Origin of the sequence: Neobacillus drentensis, assembly GCF_036966985.1 — a bacterium.
GTDB lineage: Bacteria > Bacillota > Bacilli > Bacillales > Cytobacillaceae > Neobacillus > Neobacillus drentensis_E.
Map to the genome: position 1 here is coordinate 1 of NZ_JBALSN010000258.1, position 21,479 is coordinate 21,479.

A 21,479-nucleotide genomic window follows, 5' to 3' on the forward strand; every position below is an offset into this window, starting at 1 on the left:
GTGTAGAAGGCGGTATTCAAGGGATTGAGGTTACTTTCACTGTCCAAGGCGCAGAAGAAGTGATTAAAGAATTAGCAAACCTTTACCAAGATAATAATAATGTAGTGATTGGAGCGGGAACAGTACTTGATGCAACCACCGCACGAATTGCGATTTTGGCGGGTGCGCAGTTTGTGGTGAGTCCAGCCTTTGATCAGGAAACGGCAACATTATGTAATCTGTATCAAGTACCTTATATGCCTGGCTGTATGACCCTCACCGAAATGAAACGTGCATTAGAAGCTGGAGTTGATATTGTGAAACTGTTCCCTGGCAGTGCCTTTGGTCCGGATTTTGTTAAAGCAGTAAAAGCCCCGCTTCCGCAAATAAATATTATGCCAACTGGTGGAGTCAGTTTAGACAATATCGAACAGTGGATTAAGAATGGCTGCGTAGCCGTTGGAGTAGGCGGTAATCTAATGGCACCAGCTAAAACAGGGGAATTCAACAAGATTACTGAGTATGCAAAACAGTATATTGAAAAAGTTCAAGCCGCTAGAGGAAGATAAACTGTATCCTATAGAGCTGTTTTCTAGTATCGAAACCAGGACCCTTAGTCTTTGTTTCGATCGTTAATAAAAAGGAGGAATAGATGATGCCAACAAGTTTAAAAGACACAACTACATTACATAATGGTGTAAAAATGCCATGGGTAGGGCTAGGTGTATTCAAAGTGACTGAGGGAGAAGAGGTAGTTCAATCCGTTAAAGCAGCCATTAAGAATGGATATATTAGTATTGATACCGCCGCTATCTATAAAAATGAAGAAGGCGTAGGTCAAGCCATTAAAGAATCAGGGGTGCCGCGTGAAGAATTATTTATCACTTCCAAGGTATGGAATTCTGATCAAGGATATGAAAAAACGTTAGCAGCCTTTGAAACCAGTCTTAACAAGCTTGGACTTGATTATTTGGATCTTTATTTAATCCATTGGCCTGGAAAAAATAAATATAAAGAAACATGGAAGGCGTTGGAAAAACTCTATAAAGATGGCCGTGTCCGCGCCATTGGTGTAAGTAACTTCCTTGTTCATCATCTAGAAGATTTAATCAGTACCGCAGAGATTAAACCAATGGTAAACCAGGTCGAATTCCATCCACATTTAACCCAAAAGGAATTACTTGCTTACTGTAAAAAGGAAGGCATTCAAATGGAAGCGTGGTCGCCGTTAAAACAAGGGCAGCTTCTAAATGAACCAGTTCTTGAAGATCTTGCTCATAAATATAATAAATCTGTTGCTCAGGTGATCTTGCGCTGGGATCTACAGCATGGTGTGGTGACCATTCCAAAATCAATCAAAGAACATCGCATTATCGAAAATGCGGATCTTTTTGATTTTGAATTATCCGCTGAGGATATGGACAAAATCGATGGATTAAATCAAGATAGCCGCGCAGGTTCCCATCCAGATACGATGAGTGTCGGCTTTGAAGAATAGATTTCAATGATCAAACGTCTGCCTTTAAATGTATAGGGCAGGCGTTTTTTCTATCATAAGAAACAATATTACTTGTGCTATAATGTTGTATACCTTTTTGGACAGCAGATCTTAAACCTCAGGAAGGAGCAGGACAATTGAACGTAAGTTTAACTCATAAACGCATTAAGGAAATGTGTGGCACTGCCTCCTTCAAACGAGGAGATTATTTTTATCAAACGAATAAAGTTATTTTTCAGCAATATCTCCCACACCGTTGTCAAGCAACCGTGACAGGTGATGAAGATTTTCATGTGACCATCGAAACAGGTCCCAATGGGGACCTTCGAACGGAATGCAGCTGCCCGAAGTTGGCTTCTTTTACGAAGGAGTGTCAGCATATTGCTGCCGTTTTATTAGCTATTTACGAGCACCAACAGAATGGAACGGTCCCGAGAGTCGCTTATTCAACCAATCAGGAACTCACTGAAGGGTTATTGACTATTTTTACCGATCAGCCGGTCCGATCTAGTGGTCATCAATTGCATTTTGAAAAAAGAACCGTGATGGATATTGAGTTTACCTTGAAACCAGTTGGTATTGGCAATGGAAGCCACTTATTCGCGATCGAACTAACACTCGAATCCGTCAAAGTTCAAAACATCCGTGACTTTCTGGAACAGATTAAAGCCGGAAAGCCCTACACACTCTCTGGTTCGTTTACATTTGACCCAAGTCAGCACTGCTTTCAAAAAGAATACAATCACGTACTCGAGCAACTCGTCCAAGTAGTCCGTGATGAAAAGGTTTATATGGATGCGGTGCCTGACACCAATAACAATATCAATACACAACAAATGCTAATTATTCCATCATCTGCATGGGGGCGCATGCTTACTTTCCTTCGTAAGGTACCTAATGTACGGGTGGAGTATGAGGGCCAGATTTATCAGGGACTGCATGTGTCTGACGATGAGCTGCCTTTACAGTTTGATTTTGCTAGAGCGGATCGAAACGGCTATCAGTTGAAAGTAAAAAACTTGCAGCGAATGATTTTCTTTGAAGCTTATCATTCTGTTCTATTTGAAGGGAAAATGAAACAACTGGAAGAGCAGGACTTTAAACGACTTTTCGACTTGAAAAGGATGCTTGATGCCTCAGGAATGAGCCAAATACCGATTCCAGAAGAGCAAATTCAGTTTTTTTTGGAAAAAGTCGCGCCAGGCTTAAAAAGACTTGGCCAAGTTACGGTAGCAGAAGCGATCACGAAGCAATGGATGACCACACCACTAGTGGCCAAACTCTACTTGGATCGTGTGAAAAACCGCTTGCTTGCTGGGCTCGAATTTCAATACGAAAATACAATCATTAATCCATTGGAAAATAGAGATCTCCCGAAGGAATCGTTAGTGATTCGTGATGTAGAGAAGGAAGAGGAAATCCTGCAGGTTTTTGAAGAAAGTTCGTTCGCCAAGACGGACGGAGGATATTTTCTTCATAATGAAGAACTGGAATATGATTTTTTAACGTACGTCGTTCCAAAACTTCAAAAGCTTGTCCGAATTTACGCAACGACAGCTGTTCGAAATCGGATTTCGAGAGAGAATTTTCGCCCACAGGTAAGGGTAAGGTTCAAAAGGGAACGGACCAATTGGCTTGAATTTAAATTTGAAATGGACGGTATTCCTGAAAGACAAATACGTGAAGTTTTGGCGGCTTTAGAGGAGAAAAGGAAATATTATCGCCTGCCGAACGGGTCGCTGCTCTCGCTTCAGACAAGAGAATTCGAAGAAATCCAGCGTTTTCTTTATTCACCACTAGCCCAAAATAAGGACCTCGCTAATGGATTAGATTTACCAATCGAGCAGAGTCTTCAACTCCTTGATACGGTTGAGATCAGTGATACGTTCAAGCTAGAAGAATCCTTTCGGCAGTTTCTGGATCACCTTCACCATCCTGGCAAGTTAGAGTTTGAGGTGCCAACCAGTTTAGATCCTACTCTCAAAGAATATCAAAAAAACGGGTTTAAATGGATGAAAAACCTGGCTTATTATGGATTCGGAGGCATTTTGGCGGATGATATGGGGCTTGGAAAAACAATTCAAAGCATCGCGTATATCGTGTCAGTCCAGTCTGATATCCGAAAAACTAATCAGCCGGCCCTTGTTGTTTGTCCGTCATCATTGACCTATAACTGGCTGAGCGAATGCAGGAAATTCGCTCCTCAGTTAAAAGCAGTTGTTATTGATGGAACAAAACAAGAGCGGACCAAACTGCTGAAAGAACAGACAAATGTTGATGTCGTAATAATCTCCTATCCGTTATTGCGCCGTGAAATCACCTGGTTTGAGAAACAAATGTTTCATACCGTGTTTTTCGATGAGGCCCAAGCCTTTAAAAATCCGTTGACACAAACTGCCCGAGCCGTAAAAAAACTGCAGTCCCTGCATCGGTTTGCGCTTACGGGTACACCAGTGGAAAATGCCTTAGAGGAGTTATGGTCGATTTTCCACGTTGTTTTTCCAGAACTGTTCCTTGGGTTAAAGGAATACAGCAAGCTTTCAAGAAAAACGATTGCGCGGAGAATCCGTCCTTTTTTACTGCGCAGGTTAAAGGAAGATGTCCTCGCTGAACTTCCTGAAAAAATGGAGTCTTTGGAAACGGTCGAACTGCTTCCAGAACAAAAGAAATTGTATGCTGCTTATTTGGCGAAATTAAGGCACGACACGTTGAAGCATCTCGACAAAGACACGATTCGCAAAAATCGAATCAGAATTTTAGCAGGATTGACGCGGCTGCGGCAGATTTGTTGTCATCCTGGTTTGTTTGTAGAAGGATATCAAGGAAATTCGGCGAAATTTGAACAGCTCTTGCAGATTGTTGAAGAATCAAAGCTCTCTGGAAGAAGGGTATTAATTTTTTCCCAATTTACGAAGATGCTTGAATTAATTGGAAGTGCGTTAACCACAAAAGGGACCAACTATTTTTATCTGGATGGACAGACCCCATCAGAAGAAAGAGTAAAAATCTGCGAGCGTTTTAATCGAGGTGAAAGAGATTTGTTTCTTATTTCCTTGAAAGCAGGAGGAACCGGTCTAAATTTAATGAGTGCCGATACCGTCATTTTATATGACACGTGGTGGAATCCAGCTGTTGAGGAACAGGCTGCGGACCGAGCCCATCGAATGGGTCAGAAAAATGTCGTCCAGGTCATCAAGCTGGTAGCACGCGGAACGATCGAGGAAAAAATGAATGAACTACAAGATAAGAAGAGACATCTCATCGAAGAAATCATCGATTCTGATGAAAAAGTTATATCTACCCTTACGAAAGAGGATATAAGGGAGATATTGATGATATAGAAAAAGGAGCTGCAGCGCAGCTCCTTTTTTCCCTATCATACACCAATGACATTCAGTGATTGGCGAAGACCTTCGATTGCAAATTGCCTGATAAATTGAAAGGCAAATAATGCGATAATTGGTGAAAAATCAATAGGACCAAGTGGTGGAATAAACCTTCTGAACAAACCTAAATAAGGTTCGACCAACTTGCCAATCCAGATTCCAAGCTTGGTTTCTTGAAACTTAGGAAACCAAGAACCAAAAATGGATATTAAAATTAACCAATAATAAGCCTCAAAAACATAATGTCCAATAAGTAAAATATTAGAGCTCAATATAGATCTTCCGTTCTATCATAATTTTTTTTATTCTGCCATTCATCGTACCTATATATACTTGTACGATTTAACTTCAATTTAGTTTCAAATTTTTTTAAAAAATAACCTAAAGGCGGTTGAGAACTTTAGGGATAAAATCAGTGTAGCTATCAATATGGAAATCCGCTTCGATGTTTTGATTTTGAAAGGCACATGTTTTAATATTTAATTTGCGAGCGGGAATTAAGTCTAAATCACGGTCACCAACAACCAAATCAATATGGTAACTTTTTAAAACATATTCATAGGAGGAACTGTGTGGTTTTCGTGTAAATCCTTGTTCTTCCACAGAAACAATGTCTTTAAAGTATTTACTTAACTGGTATTTTTCAAGCAGAAATACAGTGGATTCCTTATCACGATGCGTCACAATAATATTGGTATCCACTGAAGATAAAGCTTCTGTTAAGTGTTCAAATGGCTTGCTTTCTGTTTTTGAATAATAGTTATGTAAAGTTTGATACTCAAGTCTCTGCTCTTCACCGATTCCATAATGTTTAAAAGCAGTTTTGGAATCAATTTTAAGCCATTTTAGAACTTCATCACGGTCTATATTTTGTTTGCTTAAGCGGATGAATCCAGAGACAAGTGCTGGATAGGTATCAAAAAGAGTTCCGTCAAAATCCCATAATACGTTCATAATAATCCCTCGTTTCCGAAACGTTTTGATTTTTCTTTTAAGAGAGTACCATAATTTGAAAATAAAGAAAAATCATTAGGGCACCGGAAGAAGAATTTGTTATACTTTACAAAGGGAATGCACATGTTAATAGATAGAAATGAGGGATCATCATGCCATTTGATAGTTCAACACTTGGATTGCCATATTTTAGTCTAGAAGCAGCAGCTGTGGACAAAAGTCCAAGTGAATTAGTCATCAGTGACGAAAGTAAGGAAAACTATTACATAGTTTCTCGTGAAGTATACGAGAACGGCCCGCAGCAAGATGGGTATATCATTGTTGTAGAAGAAGGAGAGTAGAGCTACTCTCTTTTTTTATGAATAAATGCTTCGATAATAGTAATGAAACGCTTCCCACTTTTAAAGTAGGAAGCGTTTGTATATTTTATCCAATGAAATTAGCCAACTCCTGGGTAAACTTCTTCTGCTCTTCCCAGAACAAACCATGACCGCTATGTTCAAACCAAACTAGTTTAGAGCTCGGTATGCCCTGATGAAGGACGGAAGCCAGCGGCGGCAGGCAAATTTGATCATGTTTCCCATGAAGAATTAATGTGGGCACTTGAATTCTTTTGAGATCAGCGAATAAGGTTTCATCTCTTAAAGAGTTAAGTAAACCTGCAGTGGAATGACCTGCAGCTTCAAGACCTAATTGGAAAAACCAATCTGAGAATGGTTTGGTGAGTGCCTGATGAAAGAACATATTCGTGAAGTCTGCGAGCATTTTTGGACGATCGTTATAAATCTGCCCTAGCAGGGTATTGACATCCTTCGCCTCTAACCCAAAAGGAAAACCAGGCCGCTTGATAAAACTAGGAGCCGCTGCACCGAAAAGGGCTAATTTCGAAACCCCATAACCATTATGACGCCCCATATATCTAATAACAATCGCTCCACCTACTGAATGGCCAGCGAGCGTGAAATGCTGAAGACGAAGCGCTTTAACAATTTGGCGAATATCATCAGCCATTCTATCGTAAGAGTAGCCGTTCCATGGTTTATCTGATTTGCCAAATCCCCTAAGATCTATCCCAATACATCGATATCCCAAGGAAGGAAGGACATTAAACTGATATTCAAATAATTTATGATTCGCAGGCCAGCCATGGACAAAGAGGATGGTCTTATGGCTCTTGGGATTAATATCTTCTACATAAATATTGACTTGAGAAGCAACTTTTACATAATACCCCATTTTGACCCCTCCTTTACAAAAGTATGGAAAACCATCTACAAATAGGCTATTCATCAATAGCTAGGCTAATACGTAGTGAACCTTGTCGTACAGGTTGTAAATCTCCACTATTCTTATACTTTTCATAAAGGAATTTTCCTCGCATTTTTGATTCTATTAGGCAAAAAGTCTTGGTAAAGAAGGAATATTATTATTCTGATATTATAAATAGGAGTAATTTCCATAAAGAAAATTGTTGTTATATAAGGGGAATTTCTATAATATTAACTAAGTATAACTTTATAGAAAAGATAATATTTCATTTTTTTAAGTCAAAGTTGATTCATCATAGTAATCAACTTTTATTATATTGAAAAGGAGAAATGCAAATGAAGAAGATTAGTTTAGCATGGCAGATATTCATTGGACTGGCTCTCGGTATTATTGTCGGTGCGGTTTTTTATGGGAATCCACATGTGGCAAGTTACCTGCAGCCAATTGGCGATATATTTATTCGTTTAATTAAAATGATTGTTGTTCCAATTGTTATTTCCAGCCTCATTGTAGGTGTTGCTGGCGTTGGTGATATGAAGTCATTGGGGAAACTAGGCGGAAAAACCCTGCTTTATTTTGAAATCATTACTACTATAGCCATCGTCGTCGGCCTTCTTTTCGCGAATGTATTTCAACCAGGAGCTGGCGTTGATAAGTCAAAACTTACTAAAACGGATATTAACAGTTATGTAAGTACGGCGGAACAAACAGAATCGCATTCAATGATTGACACTGTGGTAAATATTGTTCCTACAAATATCATTCAGTCAATTGCTAACGGGGAGATGCTTCCGATCATTTTCTTCTCCGTCATGTTTGGCCTTGGAGTGGCAGCGATTGGAGAAAAAGGAATCCCAATTGTTAACTTCTTCAGAGGAACAGCGGATGCGATGTTCTACGTCACCAACCAAATCATGAAGTTAGCGCCATTCGGTGTGTTTGCATTAATTGGGGTTACTGTTTCGAAGTTTGGGGTCACCTCATTAATTCCATTGGGAAAACTGGTTCTTGTTGTTTACGGGGCTATGTTTTTCTTCATTCTTGTCGTCCTAGGCTTAACAGCAAAAATTGCAGGATTTAACATTATTCATCTTATTAAATATTTAAAAGACGAATTAATTTTAGGCTACACAACAGCAAGTTCGGAAACAGTTCTTCCAAAAATCATGGAAAAAATGGAGAAGCTGGGTTGTCCTAAGTCGATTACATCCTTTGTTATTCCAACAGGATATTCCTTTAATCTTGATGGATCGACCCTTTATCAAGCGATCGCAGCGCTGTTTATTGCGCAGATGTATGGTATTCATATGAGTATTGGCCATCAAATCACCTTAGTACTTGTATTGATGTTAACCTCTAAAGGAATTGCGGGGGTACCAGGCGTATCATTTGTTGTTCTTCTTGCTACATTGGGAAGCGTAGGAATCCCTGTAGAAGGTTTAGCGTTTATTGCTGGGATTGACAGGATCCTTGATATGGCACGTACTTGTGTTAATATTGTCGGAAACTCTTTGGCTGCCATTGTTATTACTAAATGGGAAGGCCATAAGCTAAAAAAATATAAAGAACAAAAAGCAGCTTAATAGCGTAAAAAGGACATCTTCAACAAAATGGAGATGTCCTTTTTCATTTGAGTTGGGTCCCTTTTTGAGGATATATTCTGAATTTTAAATGTAGTCAGGTAATATCATTGACTTATAAAGATTAATCATACTAAAATTAATAAAACCGATAGAATTGCTGAGATTTTATTAATTAATCAATAAGAGGGGATTCATTCATGTCACTAGATGATCAGGGAATAAATAAAAGTCCAAATGCGGTTAAAGAGATTACTGCGGATGGTTCGTTCAATCGTCAAAAAAATAGATTTACTACGCCCTTCGGTCATAACGATGGGGAGCTGCCAGTCGAAGCCGGGCGGTACCGATTATTATGGTCTGCCGTTTGCCCATGGGCCCATCGGTCGGTTATTGTCCGTAGTGTTCTCGGGCTAGAAGAAGCAATCAGTTTAGGGACAGCTAGTCCTATGCGGCCGAAGCTTCCCCATGTGGATTGGGAGTTTTCTTTAGATGAGGACAGTATTGACCCAGTATTAGGAATTAGATATATGAGTGAAATTTATTTTAAAACAGCTGCAGATTATACTGGCAGGCCAACGGTGCCTGTCTTCGTGGATGTTAAGGAACAAAAGGTCGTTAATAATGATTATTTTAAACTGACGAACTATCTCGAAACGGTCTGGGCTCCTTTTCATAAAGAGCATGCACCTAATTTGTATCCGGAGCATTTACGTGAGGAGATTGATGCTCTAAACGATATTATTTTCCATGAGGTCAACAATGGCGTCTATAAATGCGGATTCGCCCAATCACAAGAAGCCTACGAACAGGCATATGACACTTTGTTTGCAAGATTAGATGATTTGGAAGAGCGTCTGTCAAAACAGCGGTTCTTATTTGGTGATTTTATTACGGATTCTGATGTTCGGTTGTATGCTACGTTAATTCGCTTCGATGCTGCCTATTATTCTGCTTTCAAGGCCAATCGAAATCGGATTGTTGATTTTCCCAATCTATGGGGCTATTTAAGAGATCTTTATCAAACCCCTGGGTTCGGTGATACGACTGATTTTGATGCAATCAAACGACATTATCATCTGTCAAACCATATCGTGAGTAATGATCAAAAGGGATATACTATTTTACCGAAAGGCCCTGATCTATCTGGTTTGACATCGGAACATCATCGACAAGTGTTAAGTAGAAACGCCGAGAAATTTTTAATACACTGAAAGAAAAATTGATTAAAAGCAGGTGGAAAAATGAATATACGTGATGCTGCAGCGGATGAATTCCCATTTATTCGCGAGCAAAGAGTTCACTCCTATGAAGAACATGCCCATAGAATCCCACAAGAGCACTGGCAGGCTCTTAAACAAGCCATCTCGTCAGAAGCTGATTTGCAGGAGAATGTGGAACGGATTGTTGCAGAGATTGATGGGAGCATCGTAGGCAGTGTTGCCTTATTTCCAGCCAAAACGGATGCTTATGAAGGATTGGTGGATGAGTTGGATTATCCCGAGATCCGGATGCTCGCAGTCACACCGAACGCTCGAGGAAAAGGAGTAGCAGCTGCTTTGATCTCAGAATGTATGAAGCGTGCAAAAGCACAGGGATTTCCAGCGATTGGCCTGCATACAGCGGATTTTATGGTAAGTGCGATGAAACTTTACGAACGAATGGGTTTCGAACGTTTACCCCAATACGACTTCGAGCCTGCCAATGATGGTATTATCGTAAAAGCTTTTCGACTTATTTTAAAATAATTCAAATGGTTTTTTAAAAACCCACTTGACAGGTAGGAAAAGTCAGAATAAAATGTAAATAATTCAAATAAATTGTAAACATTAAATTAAGCTGATTGGAAAACCAAAGGCTTATACTCTTAGTTATAAATATAGGGGTATAGGCCTCTTTTGTTAGAAAGGGGACTGATCATGAATTTCCCGATTAGTAAGTGCAGCCCACATTGTTGTCTGTCATTGGATCGTTTTTTTTATTATAATAAAACCAAGTATTCTTATGTGAAATTGGTAGATTAAGAGAGGATGATTTGATGGCATACGTGGATCAAGCAAAAGCAAATTATATTCTATCGTTACTTAAAGGGCTGGAGTATGGATCTGTGGTGATAACAGTTCATGACGGCACCATTACCCAAATTGATAAAACAGAGAAAACTAGATTTGCGCAACAAAAAAAGTACGCCCCTAAAGAACAAAAGTAACCCCACTTATTATTGGGTTCATTTAAAAAAAAGCCGATCAGTCCACTGAAGGCTACTTATTTTCTAGACAATCCGAAAGATGAGCATTTCTGACGGGTCTTTTCCTAAGGCCGTAACACAGACACTCATTCTAACAGGAATGGTCTAGGGATAGGTAGTCTTTTTTGTATAAAAAAGGAGGAAATTACTAATGAAAATAGCTTACAAATTCACAACAGTACTCATTCTAATCGCTCTTATTTTGGCCGGATGCGGCACTCAGGCGAGCAACCAAAGTTCTGAGAAAAAGGATGGAGGAACCAAACAAGAAGCTGCGAAAACAAAGGAACCTGTCCAATTATTAAATGTTTCATATGACCCAACCCGGGAGCTTTATGAAGAGTTTAACGGGGAATTCGCTAAGTACTGGGAAAAAGAAAAAGGGCAGAAAGTGACGATTCAACAATCACATGGTGGTTCCGGGAAACAAGGTCGCGCTGTTATAGATGGGCTTGAGGCAGATGTAGTGACTTTGGCATTGGCTTATGACATTGATGAAATTGCGAATCTTGGCGGATTACTTTCAAAGGATTGGCAAAAGAACCTGAAGGATAACTCCACACCATATACGTCGACTATCGTGTTTCTAGTTAGAAAGGGAAATCCTAAGGGAATTAAGGATTGGGACGATTTAACGAAAAAAGGTACTTCCGTCATCACCCCGAATCCAAAGACATCAGGTGGTGCCCGCTGGAATTACTTAGCTGCTTGGGCCTATGCAAAAGATAAATTTAATGGTGATGAAACGAAAATCAAGAAATTTATGAGCCAACTATATAAAAATGTTGAAGTTTTAGATTCTGGTGCCCGCGGGGCAACTACCACGTTCGTAGAAAGAGGAATTGGTGATGTCTTGATTGCCTGGGAGAACGAAGCCTTTTTGACCCTTAATGAATTAGGAAAAGACAAATTTGAGATTGTCGTCCCATCCATAAGTATTCTTGCCGAACCACCTGTAGCTGTAGTGGATAAGAACGTCGAGAAAAAGGGAACAAAAGAGGTTGCTGAAGCCTATTTGAACTATCTCTACAGTGATGTGGGACAGGAAATTATCGCGAAGAACTATTATCGTCCTCGTAATCAAGCGATTCTTGATAAGTATGCAGATGTCTTTCCAAAAATTAATCTAGTGACCATTGACGATGAATTTGGGGGATGGAAAAAAGCACAAGAGACGCACTTTAATGATGGCGGAACGTTTGATCAGATTTACCAGCCATAACAGTAGTTCAGTGAGACGGGTGTCCTCCATCAAGTGTGATGGGGGGCGCCCTACATGTATATTATTTGGAAGGGGTCAACCTCATGGCTCGTTTAGCAAGTTTAAAAATGAAAAGAAATAGTGTCCTGCCGGGATTCGGCCTTTCGTTAGGGTTTACGATGTTTTATATAAGCATTCTTGTCATTCTGCCATTATCGATGATTTTTATTAATTCAGTGACAGTTGAGTGGTCAAAAATTTGGGGAACGATTTCAGATCCGAGGGTGGTTGCCTCTTATAAATTGAGCTTTGGTGCAGCTTTTACCGCCGCGTTAATTAACGTTATTTTTGGTGTATTAATCGCATGGGTGCTTGTTCGTTATCCTTTTCCAGGCCGCCGAATTATCGATGGATTAGTTGATTTGCCCTTTGCCTTACCGACAGCAATTGCCGGGATTGCCTTAACTACATTGTATACAGAGAATGGCTGGGTCGGTCAGTTTTTAAGTTTTAAGGTGGCGTTTACACCGCTCGGAATTACAATGGCATTAACCTTTATTGGGCTCCCCTTTGTGGTACGTACCGTCCAGCCTGTCCTGCAAAGCTTGGAAAAAGAAATAGAAGAAGCATCGGCAAGCCTAGGGGCAAACCGTGCACAAACTTTTGTGAAAGTGATTTTTCCAGAATTGCTGCCGGCTGCGTTAACAGGTTTCGCGCTCGCCTTTGCTCGTGCACTTGGGGAATACGGTTCGGTGGTTTTTATTGCAGGGAATATGCCGATGCGGACAGAGATCACCCCGCTTTTAATCATGACGAAACTAGAACAGTATGATTACGCTGGAGCCACCGCGATTGCGGCCGTGATGTTGATTTTCTCTTTCACGATTTTACTTATTATTAACGTATTGCAGTGGTGGACGAATCGGAAATTTATATAATATTTTAATAGATTTTGAGGAGAATTGTTTGTTTTGAAAATGAATTAGGAAGTTTCACAAATAAATTACCTGATTTCTCCAAATAAACTTGGGATTTCCGCAAATAAACCTATTTTAACGTAGTGCTACAGAAAAATTTTGTTGTTTTAGGTGTAAAATTACACATAATCGGCGATTCTAGATGGCTTATCAGCGAATATACCGGTTTTATCAGCGAATCCAGCAGTTTTATCAGCGAATCTGAAAATAACAAACTAGAGATAAAAAGAAAAGGTCCAGAAGGAGGTCCTTATGGCAGGAAATGTTTCATTGCAGTATTCAACAGCACCGGCCCAAGCTGCGTCCAGCAACTCTGAGCCACGTCTTGTACGCTGGGTACTCATCACACTCGCATTAGCATTTTTAGGTTTGTTTTTGGTGTTGCCACTGGTTGCTATTTTTATAAAAGCCTTTGATAAAGGGGCAGCAGTTTTTCTAGAGGCCATTAGCAATCCAGACGCATTATCGGCTATTAAGCTAACATTGATTATTACTTTAATTACTGTCCCCCTAAATGCCATCTTTGGAGTCGCTGCGGCCTGGGCCGTTACCAAGTTCAATTTTAAGGGCAAAAGTCTATTGATTACGATTATTGATCTTCCATTTGCCATTTCCCCAGTGATTGCGGGATTAGTGTTTGTATTATTATTTAGTGCACATGGTTTATTTGGACAATGGTTAATTGATCATAATATCAAAATCATCTTTGCGGTACCAGGAATTGCGCTGGCCACGCTTTTGGTGACACTGCCATTCGTCGCCAGGGAACTGATTCCATTAATGCAAACGCAGGGAACGGCCGATGAAGAAGCTTCTCTGACGCTGGGGGCCAGCGGCTGGAAAACATTCTTTTTGGTAACTTTGCCGAATATTAAATGGGGACTCCTATATGGAGTTATTCTCTGCAGTGCGCGAGCAATTGGGGAGTTTGGTGCAGTATCGGTTGTTTCGGGACATATCCGCGGCTTGACCAATACCATGCCGCTCCATATTGAAATTTTATACAATGAATATCAATTTTCCGCTGCCTTTGCGGTGGCTTCCTTAATGTCATTGTTCGCCATCATCACGCTCATTGTAAAAAATATCGTTGAGTGGAAAGCCAGAAAGTCATTTGAATCTGAAGAAGGAGCGCACTAAGATGAGCATACAAATCCAAAATATCTCGAAATCATTTGGGAACTTCCAAGCACTTGATCAAATTAATCTGGATATTCAAACGGGGGAACTCGTTGCCTTGCTTGGTCCATCCGGTTCAGGAAAAACATCACTGCTCAGAATTATCGCAGGCTTAGAAGCCGCCAATCAAGGTGCGATTCTGTTTGGGGAAGAAGACATCACGCATATCAGTACAAAGGAACGAAAAGTAGGATTTGTGTTTCAGCATTATGCTTTGTTTCGTCATATGACTGTTTTTGATAATGTTGCTTATGGATTAAAAGTGCGGCCTAGAAAATTACGGCCTTCCAAAAACGAAATAAAAGAAAAGGTCATGGAATTACTAAAGTTAGTAAAACTAGAGGCCTTTGCCGATCGATATCCTTCCAATTTGTCTGGGGGTCAACGGCAGCGGGTCGCATTAGCACGGGCATTAGCGGTTGAACCTAAGGTGCTATTGTTAGATGAACCATTTGGAGCCTTAGATGCTAAGGTACGGAAAGATCTTCGCAGATGGTTAAGAAAACTTCATGATGATTACCAGATTACCAGTATTTTTGTGACCCACGACCAAGAGGAGGCGCTGGATGTTGCCGATCGTGTGGTCGTGATGAACGAAGGGAAAATTGAGCAAATCGGAACACCAGAAGAGGTTTATGAAAATCCAAACAGTCCTTTTGTCTATCACTTTTTAGGAAACGTGAATTTGTTTAAGGGTCGTCTGCATAACGGGAAATTACGGCATGGGCATTTCGAAGTCGATGCCCCAGAATTTTCGGGGATAGAGAATACCGAGGCAGTTGGGTACGTCCGTCCACATGATATAAGTATTGAAAGAGAGGCAAGCCCGGATTCTGTATCTGCCAAGATTAATTATATTCATTTAGTCGGAGCTGCTGTCCAACTCGAACTGATTCGAAAGGATAATGGGGACTACCTGGAAGTGGAATTAAGAAAGGAGCAATATCGCAGCCTCCATCTAAAAACAGGAGAAGAGGTGTTTGTAAAACCTAAACAATTAAAAGTCTTTATCCCCCAAGATTATTCTATTTAATAGTATAGTAATATCGGTAAAAATCAGATAAGATTACTGTCAGTATTCGTATCTGATTTTTACAGGGGGAGTAGATTTGAGAAAAATTACTTTATCCAATGGAAATACAGTCGAGGTGGAATGTTTAAGCTGTGCTTTAATAAGTGGTTTAATCGAGCCCGATGGCGGGGTCGTCTATGAAACAGAATATTTTCATGCCCATCAAGATGTCGCCTACCCGATTAAGGGATTAATAATTGTAGCCTCCAAACGGCATATTACATGTCTTGATGAATTAACGGAGGCCGAAAAGACAGATTACATAAATATTCTCTCTAAAATCAGAAAAGCCCAAAGAGAAGTCCTTGGGATAGGGCATGTGTATTATTTTTATAATGAAGATACTACCCATCATTTTCACATCTGGATGGTCCCGCGCTATGAGTGGATGTACCAATTTGGCCGGTCTGTTGAATCGGTGCGGCCCGTTTTGCTCCATGCTAGAAATGAAATGAATCATGATGAAAATCTCCAAGAAGTGATGGAAGCTATTAAACAACTGAAGATCGGGCTAAATAAATAGTGAGGCAATCAAGCAGGAAGATTAGCTTCCTGCTTGATTGCCTTCTGCCTTAGCCGCATCAACCATAAGTATAATCGCTGAGATAATATGCATAACCATTCCTACAAACGGAATCCAACCTATACAAGAAGTTATGATTCCAAGGACACTACCTGTAATGGACCCGCTGCCCTCTTTTTTTGTAATCACCAACGTAACAATATGTAATATTAACATAATTGCTAGAGGGGTCCATACAAGACTGAGAACGATCGTACCTCCAAGTACAGGAATTCCTAGTAATGCTTCAAGCCCACCTGAAACCCATTTCAGTATTCTCGATGTTGACATAAAATCCCTCCCATAATTAGTTGGTTTTTCTTACCATAATCCTTTCGTTTCATTCTATTCACACTCTATCCAAAAATAGAACAAAGTCCTATACTCATTGCACGAGTATAGGACTTTTATGGTTAAAAGGCCGCTTAGTTCCAGTCGGTGTGAAATACACCTTCCATATCGGTTCGCTCATACGTATGGGCACCGAAGTAATCTCGTTGAGCCTGTAAAAGGTTGGCATTGGAATGGCCTCTCCGATAACTATCGAAATAAGAAAGGGAAGCACTTAAGCATGGAAAGGAGATTCCAGAATTAATTCCCTCACATACGACTTTCCTTAAGCCTGATTGATACTCTTTTACTTTTCCAGCGAAAAATGGAGCGATTAATAAATTCTTCAGATTTGCTTGTGTTTGATAGGCTTCACTTATTACGTTTAGGAACTCAGCACGAATGATACACCCGCCGCGGAAAATAAGTGCAATGTCCTCCAATGGTAAGTTCCAGTCATAGAGGTCAGAAGTCATTTTATATTGTGTAAACCCTTGGGCATAGGCACAAACTTTACCCATATATAAAGCTTGTCTAATATGCTCAATCCACAAATCTTTATCTACTATTGACTGATCCAATTCCGGTCCCGCTAAAATTTCTTCCGCTCTAACACGTTCTTCCTTTAAAGAAGATACATAACGGGAGAATAATGACTCTGTAATGATGGACAAGGGAATCCCGTTATCAATTGCTTGCATACTTGTCCATTTACCTGTTCCTTTTTGCCCTACTTTATCAAGGATGACATCAATCAGTGGTAAGCCTGTTTTTTCATCCTTTTTCTTTAAAATTTCCGCCGTGATTTCAATTAAATAACTTTTAAGCTCCCCCTGATTCCAAGTTTCAAAGATATCAGCAATTTCATTCACGGATAATTGTAATCTTTCTCTTAGAAAGGTATAGGCTTCAGCGATCAATTGCATATCAGCATATTCAATTCCGTTATGAACCATTTTCACAAAATGACCAGCACCTTTTGGACCAATATACGTACAACATGGGGCACCATCCACTTGGGCCGCTATTTTGGTGAGGATGGGCATTACTTTTTCATAAGCATCTTTCTCTCCGCCAGGCATAATTGAAGGGCCGTTTAAAGCGCCAACCTCTCCTCCAGAAATTCCAATCCCTAAATAATCAATTTCTTTCGCCTTCAAATCATCGTATCTTCGGGCAGTATCATCATAATGGGAGTTCCCGCCGTCCATAATAATGTCACCTGGCTCAAGAAAAGGTACTAAGGATGAAATGACTGAATCAATCGCTGCTCCAGCGGTCACCATCAGGAAAATTTTCCTTGGGGTTTCCAAGGACTGAACAAAACTTTGTACGTCGTAATAAGGGGCGATCGATTGATTGTCAATTCTATGTAAAAGCTTATCTGTTAGATCTCTCGTGTAATTATAGACGGCGACTCTTTCACCGTTGTTCGCCATATTTAAGGCAATGTTACTGCCCATTACACCTAGACCAATAACTCCAATTGTATTGTTCATTTCACTTTCTTCTCCTTTTTAACTGCCAATAGTGGGGGACATAATTCCCCCACTATTGGATATTCATCTTAAACAAATAAATTTAGTAATAGAATGAACCCTAATCCAGCTACGGAAATAATCGTCTCAAGTAATGTCCATGTTGCGAATGTTTCTTTCATGGTTAAACCAAAATACTCTTTAAACATCCAAAAACCTGCATCGTTAACGTGTGAGGCAATTAAACTACCCGCTCCAGTGGCTAGGACGACTAAGGCAAGGTTCACGTCTGATTGACCTAACATTGGAATCACTAACCCAGCAGTGGTTAAAGCAGCAACTGTTGCAGATCCTAAGGCAATCCGTAAAATAGCTGCGATGATCCATGCTAGAATAATTGGTGATAATGAAGTTCCTTTAAATAATTCAGCTACATAGTCCCCTACATGACCATTAATTAATACTTGTTTGAAGGCACCGCCGCCACCGATAATTAATAGCATCATCCCAATATGTGAGATGGCTGTTGAACAAGAATCCATCACTGATTTAATAGGAATATTTCTTGCTAACCCCATTGTATAAATAGCGAATAATAACGAGATCACCATGGCAGGGGATGCACCGCCAACAAAACGGATAATGGCAAGTAAAGTGTTATCTGCAAATCCCATTGTTTTTTGAAGCAAAGTAATAATTGTAGCGATGGACATTAGAATTACAGGAAGCATTGCAGTAAATACACTGATTCCAAATCCAGGTGTGTCTTCCATTTTGAATGTTTTTTGCTCACCTAAAGAGGCGATATCTCCAGTTCTTGTAAAGGATGCAGGAACCAATCTTTTCGCTATCTTTGTAAATAAAGGTCCAGCAATAAAAACAGTTGGAATGGAAATAATAAAACCGTAAAGTAATACTTCCCCAAGATTTGCACCATATTCACCTGCGATGGTTGTTGGTCCAGGATGTGGCGGTAAAAATCCGTGTGTTACAGATAAAGCTGCCGCCATTGGAATACCAAGATATAAAATAGAAACCTTTAATTGTTTAGAAATCGCAAATACGATTGGAATTAATAAAACTAGTCCTACTTCAAAAAATAAAGCGATTCCAATAATGAATGAAGATACTACTACAGCCCACTGAATGTTTTTTTCGCCAAATTTATTAACGAGAGTCATCGCAATACGCTGCGCGCCTCCTGAATCTGCAATTAACTTACCCAGCATTGCACCAAGTCCAAAGATTAGTGCTATATGTCCAAGTGTTCCACCTAACCCTGCTTCAATTGTTGCAATGATCTCATCTAATTTCATTCCAAGTGCGATGGCCACACCGAATGAGACAACGATAAGTGAAACGAAGGTGTTTAATTTCAAACCCATGATTAATACGAGTAATGCTACAATCCCTATTGCTACTATTACTAATGGCATGTTATTTCCCCCAAAAATTAATTTTATATATTTTTATTAATTAATCCTCTTTGATAAATGGCAATCCGTGTATAATCTTCTTCTAAAACTCTCGATAAGTTAATAAAGATTGGCAGTAATTCTCTATACTCTCTTGCTGCATCTTCTTTAGGGGTATGTTTGTGTGTACTACCAACCATTTCAGAAACAACATCAAACGAATCGATTTTTCCTGTAGCATATAGACCTAAGATACAAGCACCCAGACATGAACTTTCATAGCTTTCGGGCACAACTACCTCTAAGTCAAAGATATCGGACATCATTTGACGCCAAACCTCTGATCTTGCGAACCCTCCCGTTGCTTGGATTCGTGTCACAGGACCTTCCATGCATTCAATTAAAGCTAGAAATACCGTGTATAAATTGTAAATGACCCCTTCAAGGGCAGCACGAATCATATGCTCTTTCTTGTGCGCCATCGTTAAGCCAAAAAATGACCCGCGTACGTCAGGATTCCATAAGGGCGCTCGTTCTCCAGCTAGGTATGGATGGAATAACAATCCATCGGACCCCGGTCTTACGCCTTCGGCAATCTTAGTTAGTACTTCGTATGGATCAATACCTAATCTTTTCGCTGTTTCTACCTCGGAAGCTGCAAATTCATCCCGAATCCAACGGAAGACCATCCCGCCATTGTTTACTGGCCCGCCAATAACCCAATGTTTTTCCGTTAATGCGTAGCAAAAAATTCGGCCTTTTTCATCGGTTTGTGGCTGGTCAATAATCGTGCGAATCGCACCGCTTGTCCCAATAGTGACCGCAATCTCACCTTTTCGAATCGCATTTACCCCAAGATTAGAAAGGACTCCATCACTGGCACCAATTACAAACGATGTTTGTGGGTCAATTCCCATTTGGTTTGCTAATTCTAGATTACAGTTGGTGAAAATTTCTGTCGTTGGTACGAGTCTTGATAGTTGTTCACGCGAAATCCCGGCGATTTGTAATGCTTCATGGTCCCAATCAAGTTTATTGAGATCCATCATGCACATGGCTGAAGCAAGTGAATAATCGACAACGTATTGGTCAAAAAACTTTTTAAAGATATATTCCTTTATCCCGATATATTTTTTAGCCTTTTCAGCTATTTCGGGACGATCATTCACAATCCAAGTAATTTTGCTTAAAGGCGACATAGGGTGAATCGGCGTTCCAGTCCGTTTGTAGACCTCATGCCCATTTAATTCATCCTTTATTCTATGAGTCCAAGCTTCACTGCGATTATCTGCCCATGTGATACATGGTGTCAGCGGTTGATCATTTTCATCCATAGCAATGAGACTATGCATGGCACTGCTAAAAGAAATAAACGAAATTTCTTTTTGTGGATGATTTTTCACGATAGTTGAAATCGCTTTTACTACCGCCGAAAAGATCTCTTCTGGGTCTTGTTCGGCTGTCGATATATCAGGTGTATAAAGTGGATAACCGATATTCTCATGTTGGATGACTTCGCCTTTTTCACTAAATAAAACGGCCTTTGTGCTTGTGGTTCCGATGTCTACCCCTAACATATAGCTTGTCATTGTTCTTGCACGACTCCTTTAGAAAGCATTTGTTGAGACCTCCAAAGGTCTTCTACTTTAACTTGTACATCATCAAAGTTTTGATGTAATGATAGAATCATGAGATCTCTATTTTTTGCTTCGATGGCATCAATGTATAGTTGATGATTATCGATAATCCGTGGAAAGTCATTATATTTTTCCTCGAACCGAGCCCGCATGGCTAAGAGAATGAAAGCTTCCATGACCGGTTTTGCATTATTCCAAATCATCATGATGTAGGAATGATTAATCGCTCGAATAATCGTTTCATGGAAGATGACATCTTGATAAGCAAACTCATCGGCATCATGATATTTGATGGCTATTTTCATCATCTCGAGTATTTTACTCAATTCCTTAACTAATAATGTATTGTCTAGTTTTACAAGGCGTTCATATACAAACGTTTCAATCAGTAATCGGACATCATAAATTTCCACTATCTCTTTTAGGGTGAATCCGATTACAACTGCACCCATTCTTTCTAGACGGATCAAATTTTCAGAAGCCAATGTTTTTAATGCTTCGCGAATGGGTGATCGACTCACGTTAAAATCGGCGGCTAATTTATTTTCTGATAGGATGGTATCGCTTTCAATCAAACCAGAAATGATCTGCATCCTAAGTTCACATGCTACACGATCACCAGCTGAAGCTTTTGAAAGCCATTTTGTGGGATACAATAATTCCTTCATCATTTCACCTTCTTAATATAATACGAGTATACTTGTATACAAGTAT

General features: G+C 39.9%; 21 protein-coding genes. 13 read left to right on the forward strand and 8 right to left on the reverse strand.

The window, feature by feature from the left end; all coding sequences use genetic code 11:
* The 3 genes from V7659_RS17365 to V7659_RS17375 all read left to right on the forward strand — a co-directional run.
* Positions 1-548: bifunctional 2-keto-4-hydroxyglutarate aldolase/2-keto-3-deoxy-6-phosphogluconate aldolase (locus V7659_RS17365; protein WP_335541059.1), on the forward strand; the 548-nt coding region annotated here is incomplete at its 5' end.
* An 86-nt stretch (positions 549-634) separates the two neighbouring features.
* Complete coding sequence (locus V7659_RS17370) at positions 635-1,477, forward strand: aldo/keto reductase (protein ID WP_335541078.1); 843 nt, start codon at positions 635-637, stop codon at positions 1,475-1,477.
* Between the two features lie 137 nt (positions 1,478-1,614).
* A complete protein-coding gene (locus V7659_RS17375) occupies positions 1,615-4,818 on the forward strand; it encodes a DEAD/DEAH box helicase (RefSeq protein WP_335541060.1) in 3,204 nt (1,067 codons plus the stop codon).
* A gap of 35 nt (positions 4,819-4,853) precedes the next feature.
* Here the strand turns inward: V7659_RS17375 and V7659_RS17380 are convergent, their stop codons facing one another.
* On the reverse strand, positions 4,854-5,135 hold the full coding sequence (locus tag V7659_RS17380) for a YggT family protein (protein WP_335541061.1): 282 nt from the start codon (positions 5,133-5,135) through the stop codon (positions 4,854-4,856).
* A 109-nt stretch (positions 5,136-5,244) separates the two neighbouring features.
* The gene (locus V7659_RS17385; RefSeq protein WP_335541062.1) at positions 5,245-5,817 is read right to left on the reverse strand and encodes an HAD-IA family hydrolase; all 573 of its coding nucleotides are present in this window, start codon (positions 5,815-5,817) and stop codon (positions 5,245-5,247) included.
* Positions 5,818-5,969: 152 nt separating this feature from the next.
* Here V7659_RS17385 and V7659_RS17390 point away from each other — a divergent pair, with 152 nt between their 5' ends.
* On the forward strand, positions 5,970-6,158 hold the full coding sequence (locus V7659_RS17390; protein WP_335541063.1) for a hypothetical protein: 189 nt from the start codon (positions 5,970-5,972) through the stop codon (positions 6,156-6,158).
* 85 nt (positions 6,159-6,243) lie between these two features.
* Here the strand turns inward: V7659_RS17390 and V7659_RS17395 are convergent, their stop codons facing one another.
* Positions 6,244-7,053: an alpha/beta fold hydrolase gene (locus tag V7659_RS17395; protein WP_335541064.1), complete on the reverse strand. Its 810-nt coding sequence runs from the start codon at positions 7,051-7,053 to the stop codon at positions 6,244-6,246.
* 368 nt (positions 7,054-7,421) lie between these two features.
* Here V7659_RS17395 and V7659_RS17400 point away from each other — a divergent pair, with 368 nt between their 5' ends.
* From V7659_RS17400 to V7659_RS17440, 9 genes are all read left to right on the forward strand, one after another.
* Entirely contained in the window at positions 7,422-8,669 is a 1,248-nt protein-coding gene (locus V7659_RS17400) for a cation:dicarboxylate symporter family transporter (RefSeq protein WP_335541065.1), read from the forward strand.
* A 197-nt stretch (positions 8,670-8,866) separates the two neighbouring features.
* Positions 8,867-9,880: a glutathione S-transferase family protein gene (locus V7659_RS17405; RefSeq protein WP_335541066.1), complete on the forward strand. Its 1,014-nt coding sequence runs from the start codon at positions 8,867-8,869 to the stop codon at positions 9,878-9,880.
* Positions 9,881-9,910: 30 nt separating this feature from the next.
* A complete protein-coding gene (locus V7659_RS17410) occupies positions 9,911-10,414 on the forward strand; it encodes a GNAT family N-acetyltransferase (protein WP_335541067.1) in 504 nt (167 codons plus the stop codon).
* Between the two features lie 290 nt (positions 10,415-10,704).
* A complete protein-coding gene (locus V7659_RS17415; RefSeq protein WP_155928992.1) occupies positions 10,705-10,875 on the forward strand; it encodes a YezD family protein in 171 nt (56 codons plus the stop codon).
* 190 nt (positions 10,876-11,065) lie between these two features.
* On the forward strand, positions 11,066-12,136 hold the full coding sequence (locus V7659_RS17420; protein ID WP_335541068.1) for a sulfate ABC transporter substrate-binding protein: 1,071 nt from the start codon (positions 11,066-11,068) through the stop codon (positions 12,134-12,136).
* Between the two features lie 83 nt (positions 12,137-12,219).
* Entirely contained in the window at positions 12,220-13,053 is an 834-nt protein-coding gene (gene cysT, locus V7659_RS17425; RefSeq protein WP_335541069.1) for a sulfate ABC transporter permease subunit CysT, read from the forward strand.
* Positions 13,054-13,344: 291 nt separating this feature from the next.
* Positions 13,345-14,232 carry a sulfate ABC transporter permease subunit CysW gene (cysW, locus tag V7659_RS17430; protein WP_335541070.1) on the forward strand — a complete coding sequence of 296 codons (888 nt, stop codon included), beginning with the start codon at positions 13,345-13,347 and terminating at the stop codon, positions 14,230-14,232.
* A gap of 1 nt (position 14,233) precedes the next feature.
* Complete coding sequence (locus tag V7659_RS17435) at positions 14,234-15,304, forward strand: sulfate/molybdate ABC transporter ATP-binding protein (RefSeq protein WP_335541071.1); 1,071 nt, start codon at positions 14,234-14,236, stop codon at positions 15,302-15,304.
* Between the two features lie 76 nt (positions 15,305-15,380).
* Positions 15,381-15,866: an HIT family protein gene (locus V7659_RS17440; protein ID WP_335541072.1), complete on the forward strand. Its 486-nt coding sequence runs from the start codon at positions 15,381-15,383 to the stop codon at positions 15,864-15,866.
* A gap of 21 nt (positions 15,867-15,887) precedes the next feature.
* Here V7659_RS17440 and V7659_RS17445 read toward each other — a convergent pair whose 3' ends face one another.
* From V7659_RS17445 to V7659_RS17465, 5 genes are all read right to left on the reverse strand, one after another.
* Positions 15,888-16,196, reverse strand: coding sequence for a hypothetical protein (locus V7659_RS17445; RefSeq protein WP_335541073.1), 309 nt, complete (start codon positions 16,194-16,196; stop codon positions 15,888-15,890).
* 134 nt (positions 16,197-16,330) lie between these two features.
* On the reverse strand, positions 16,331-17,734 hold the full coding sequence (gene gnd, locus V7659_RS17450; protein ID WP_335541074.1) for a decarboxylating NADP(+)-dependent phosphogluconate dehydrogenase: 1,404 nt from the start codon (positions 17,732-17,734) through the stop codon (positions 16,331-16,333).
* Between the two features lie 68 nt (positions 17,735-17,802).
* Positions 17,803-19,149 carry a GntP family permease gene (locus V7659_RS17455; protein WP_335541075.1) on the reverse strand — a complete coding sequence of 449 codons (1,347 nt, stop codon included), beginning with the start codon at positions 19,147-19,149 and terminating at the stop codon, positions 17,803-17,805.
* A gap of 23 nt (positions 19,150-19,172) precedes the next feature.
* Positions 19,173-20,717 carry a gluconokinase gene (gene gntK / locus V7659_RS17460; protein WP_335541076.1) on the reverse strand — a complete coding sequence of 515 codons (1,545 nt, stop codon included), beginning with the start codon at positions 20,715-20,717 and terminating at the stop codon, positions 19,173-19,175.
* Positions 20,714-21,436, reverse strand: a complete 723-nt coding sequence (locus V7659_RS17465) for a GntR family transcriptional regulator (protein ID WP_335541077.1) — start codon at positions 21,434-21,436, stop codon at positions 20,714-20,716. Before V7659_RS17465 ends, gntK begins: the two co-directional genes overlap by 4 nt.
* Between the last annotated feature and the right edge of the window lie 43 nt (positions 21,437-21,479).

What these genes read in the sequence shown, in the direction of transcription:
- V7659_RS17395 (WP_335541064.1), bottom strand. Translation starts at nt 7,053, where the DNA reads ATGGGGTATTATGTAAAAGTTGCTTCTCAAGTCAATATTTATGTAGAA.
- V7659_RS17455 (WP_335541075.1), bottom strand. Translation starts at nt 19,149, where the DNA reads ATGCCATTAGTAATAGTAGCAATAGGGATTGTAGCATTACTCGTATTA.
- V7659_RS17435 (WP_335541071.1), top strand. Translation starts at nt 14,234, where the DNA reads ATGAGCATACAAATCCAAAATATCTCGAAATCATTTGGGAACTTCCAA.
- V7659_RS17385 (WP_335541062.1), bottom strand. Translation starts at nt 5,817, where the DNA reads ATGAACGTATTATGGGATTTTGACGGAACTCTTTTTGATACCTATCCA.
- V7659_RS17390 (WP_335541063.1), top strand. Translation starts at nt 5,970, where the DNA reads ATGCCATTTGATAGTTCAACACTTGGATTGCCATATTTTAGTCTAGAA.
- V7659_RS17465 (WP_335541077.1), bottom strand. Translation starts at nt 21,436, where the DNA reads ATGATGAAGGAATTATTGTATCCCACAAAATGGCTTTCAAAAGCTTCA.
- V7659_RS17370 (WP_335541078.1), top strand. Translation starts at nt 635, where the DNA reads ATGCCAACAAGTTTAAAAGACACAACTACATTACATAATGGTGTAAAA.
- V7659_RS17410 (WP_335541067.1), top strand. Translation starts at nt 9,911, where the DNA reads ATGAATATACGTGATGCTGCAGCGGATGAATTCCCATTTATTCGCGAG.
- V7659_RS17415 (WP_155928992.1), top strand. Translation starts at nt 10,705, where the DNA reads ATGGCATACGTGGATCAAGCAAAAGCAAATTATATTCTATCGTTACTT.
- cysW (WP_335541070.1), top strand. Translation starts at nt 13,345, where the DNA reads ATGGCAGGAAATGTTTCATTGCAGTATTCAACAGCACCGGCCCAAGCT.
- V7659_RS17405 (WP_335541066.1), top strand. Translation starts at nt 8,867, where the DNA reads ATGTCACTAGATGATCAGGGAATAAATAAAAGTCCAAATGCGGTTAAA.
- V7659_RS17420 (WP_335541068.1), top strand. Translation starts at nt 11,066, where the DNA reads ATGAAAATAGCTTACAAATTCACAACAGTACTCATTCTAATCGCTCTT.
- gntK (WP_335541076.1), bottom strand. Translation starts at nt 20,717, where the DNA reads ATGACAAGCTATATGTTAGGGGTAGACATCGGAACCACAAGCACAAAG.
- V7659_RS17400 (WP_335541065.1), top strand. Translation starts at nt 7,422, where the DNA reads ATGAAGAAGATTAGTTTAGCATGGCAGATATTCATTGGACTGGCTCTC.
- gnd (WP_335541074.1), bottom strand. Translation starts at nt 17,734, where the DNA reads ATGAACAATACAATTGGAGTTATTGGTCTAGGTGTAATGGGCAGTAAC.
- V7659_RS17445 (WP_335541073.1), bottom strand. Translation starts at nt 16,196, where the DNA reads ATGTCAACATCGAGAATACTGAAATGGGTTTCAGGTGGGCTTGAAGCA.
- cysT (WP_335541069.1), top strand. Translation starts at nt 12,220, where the DNA reads ATGGCTCGTTTAGCAAGTTTAAAAATGAAAAGAAATAGTGTCCTGCCG.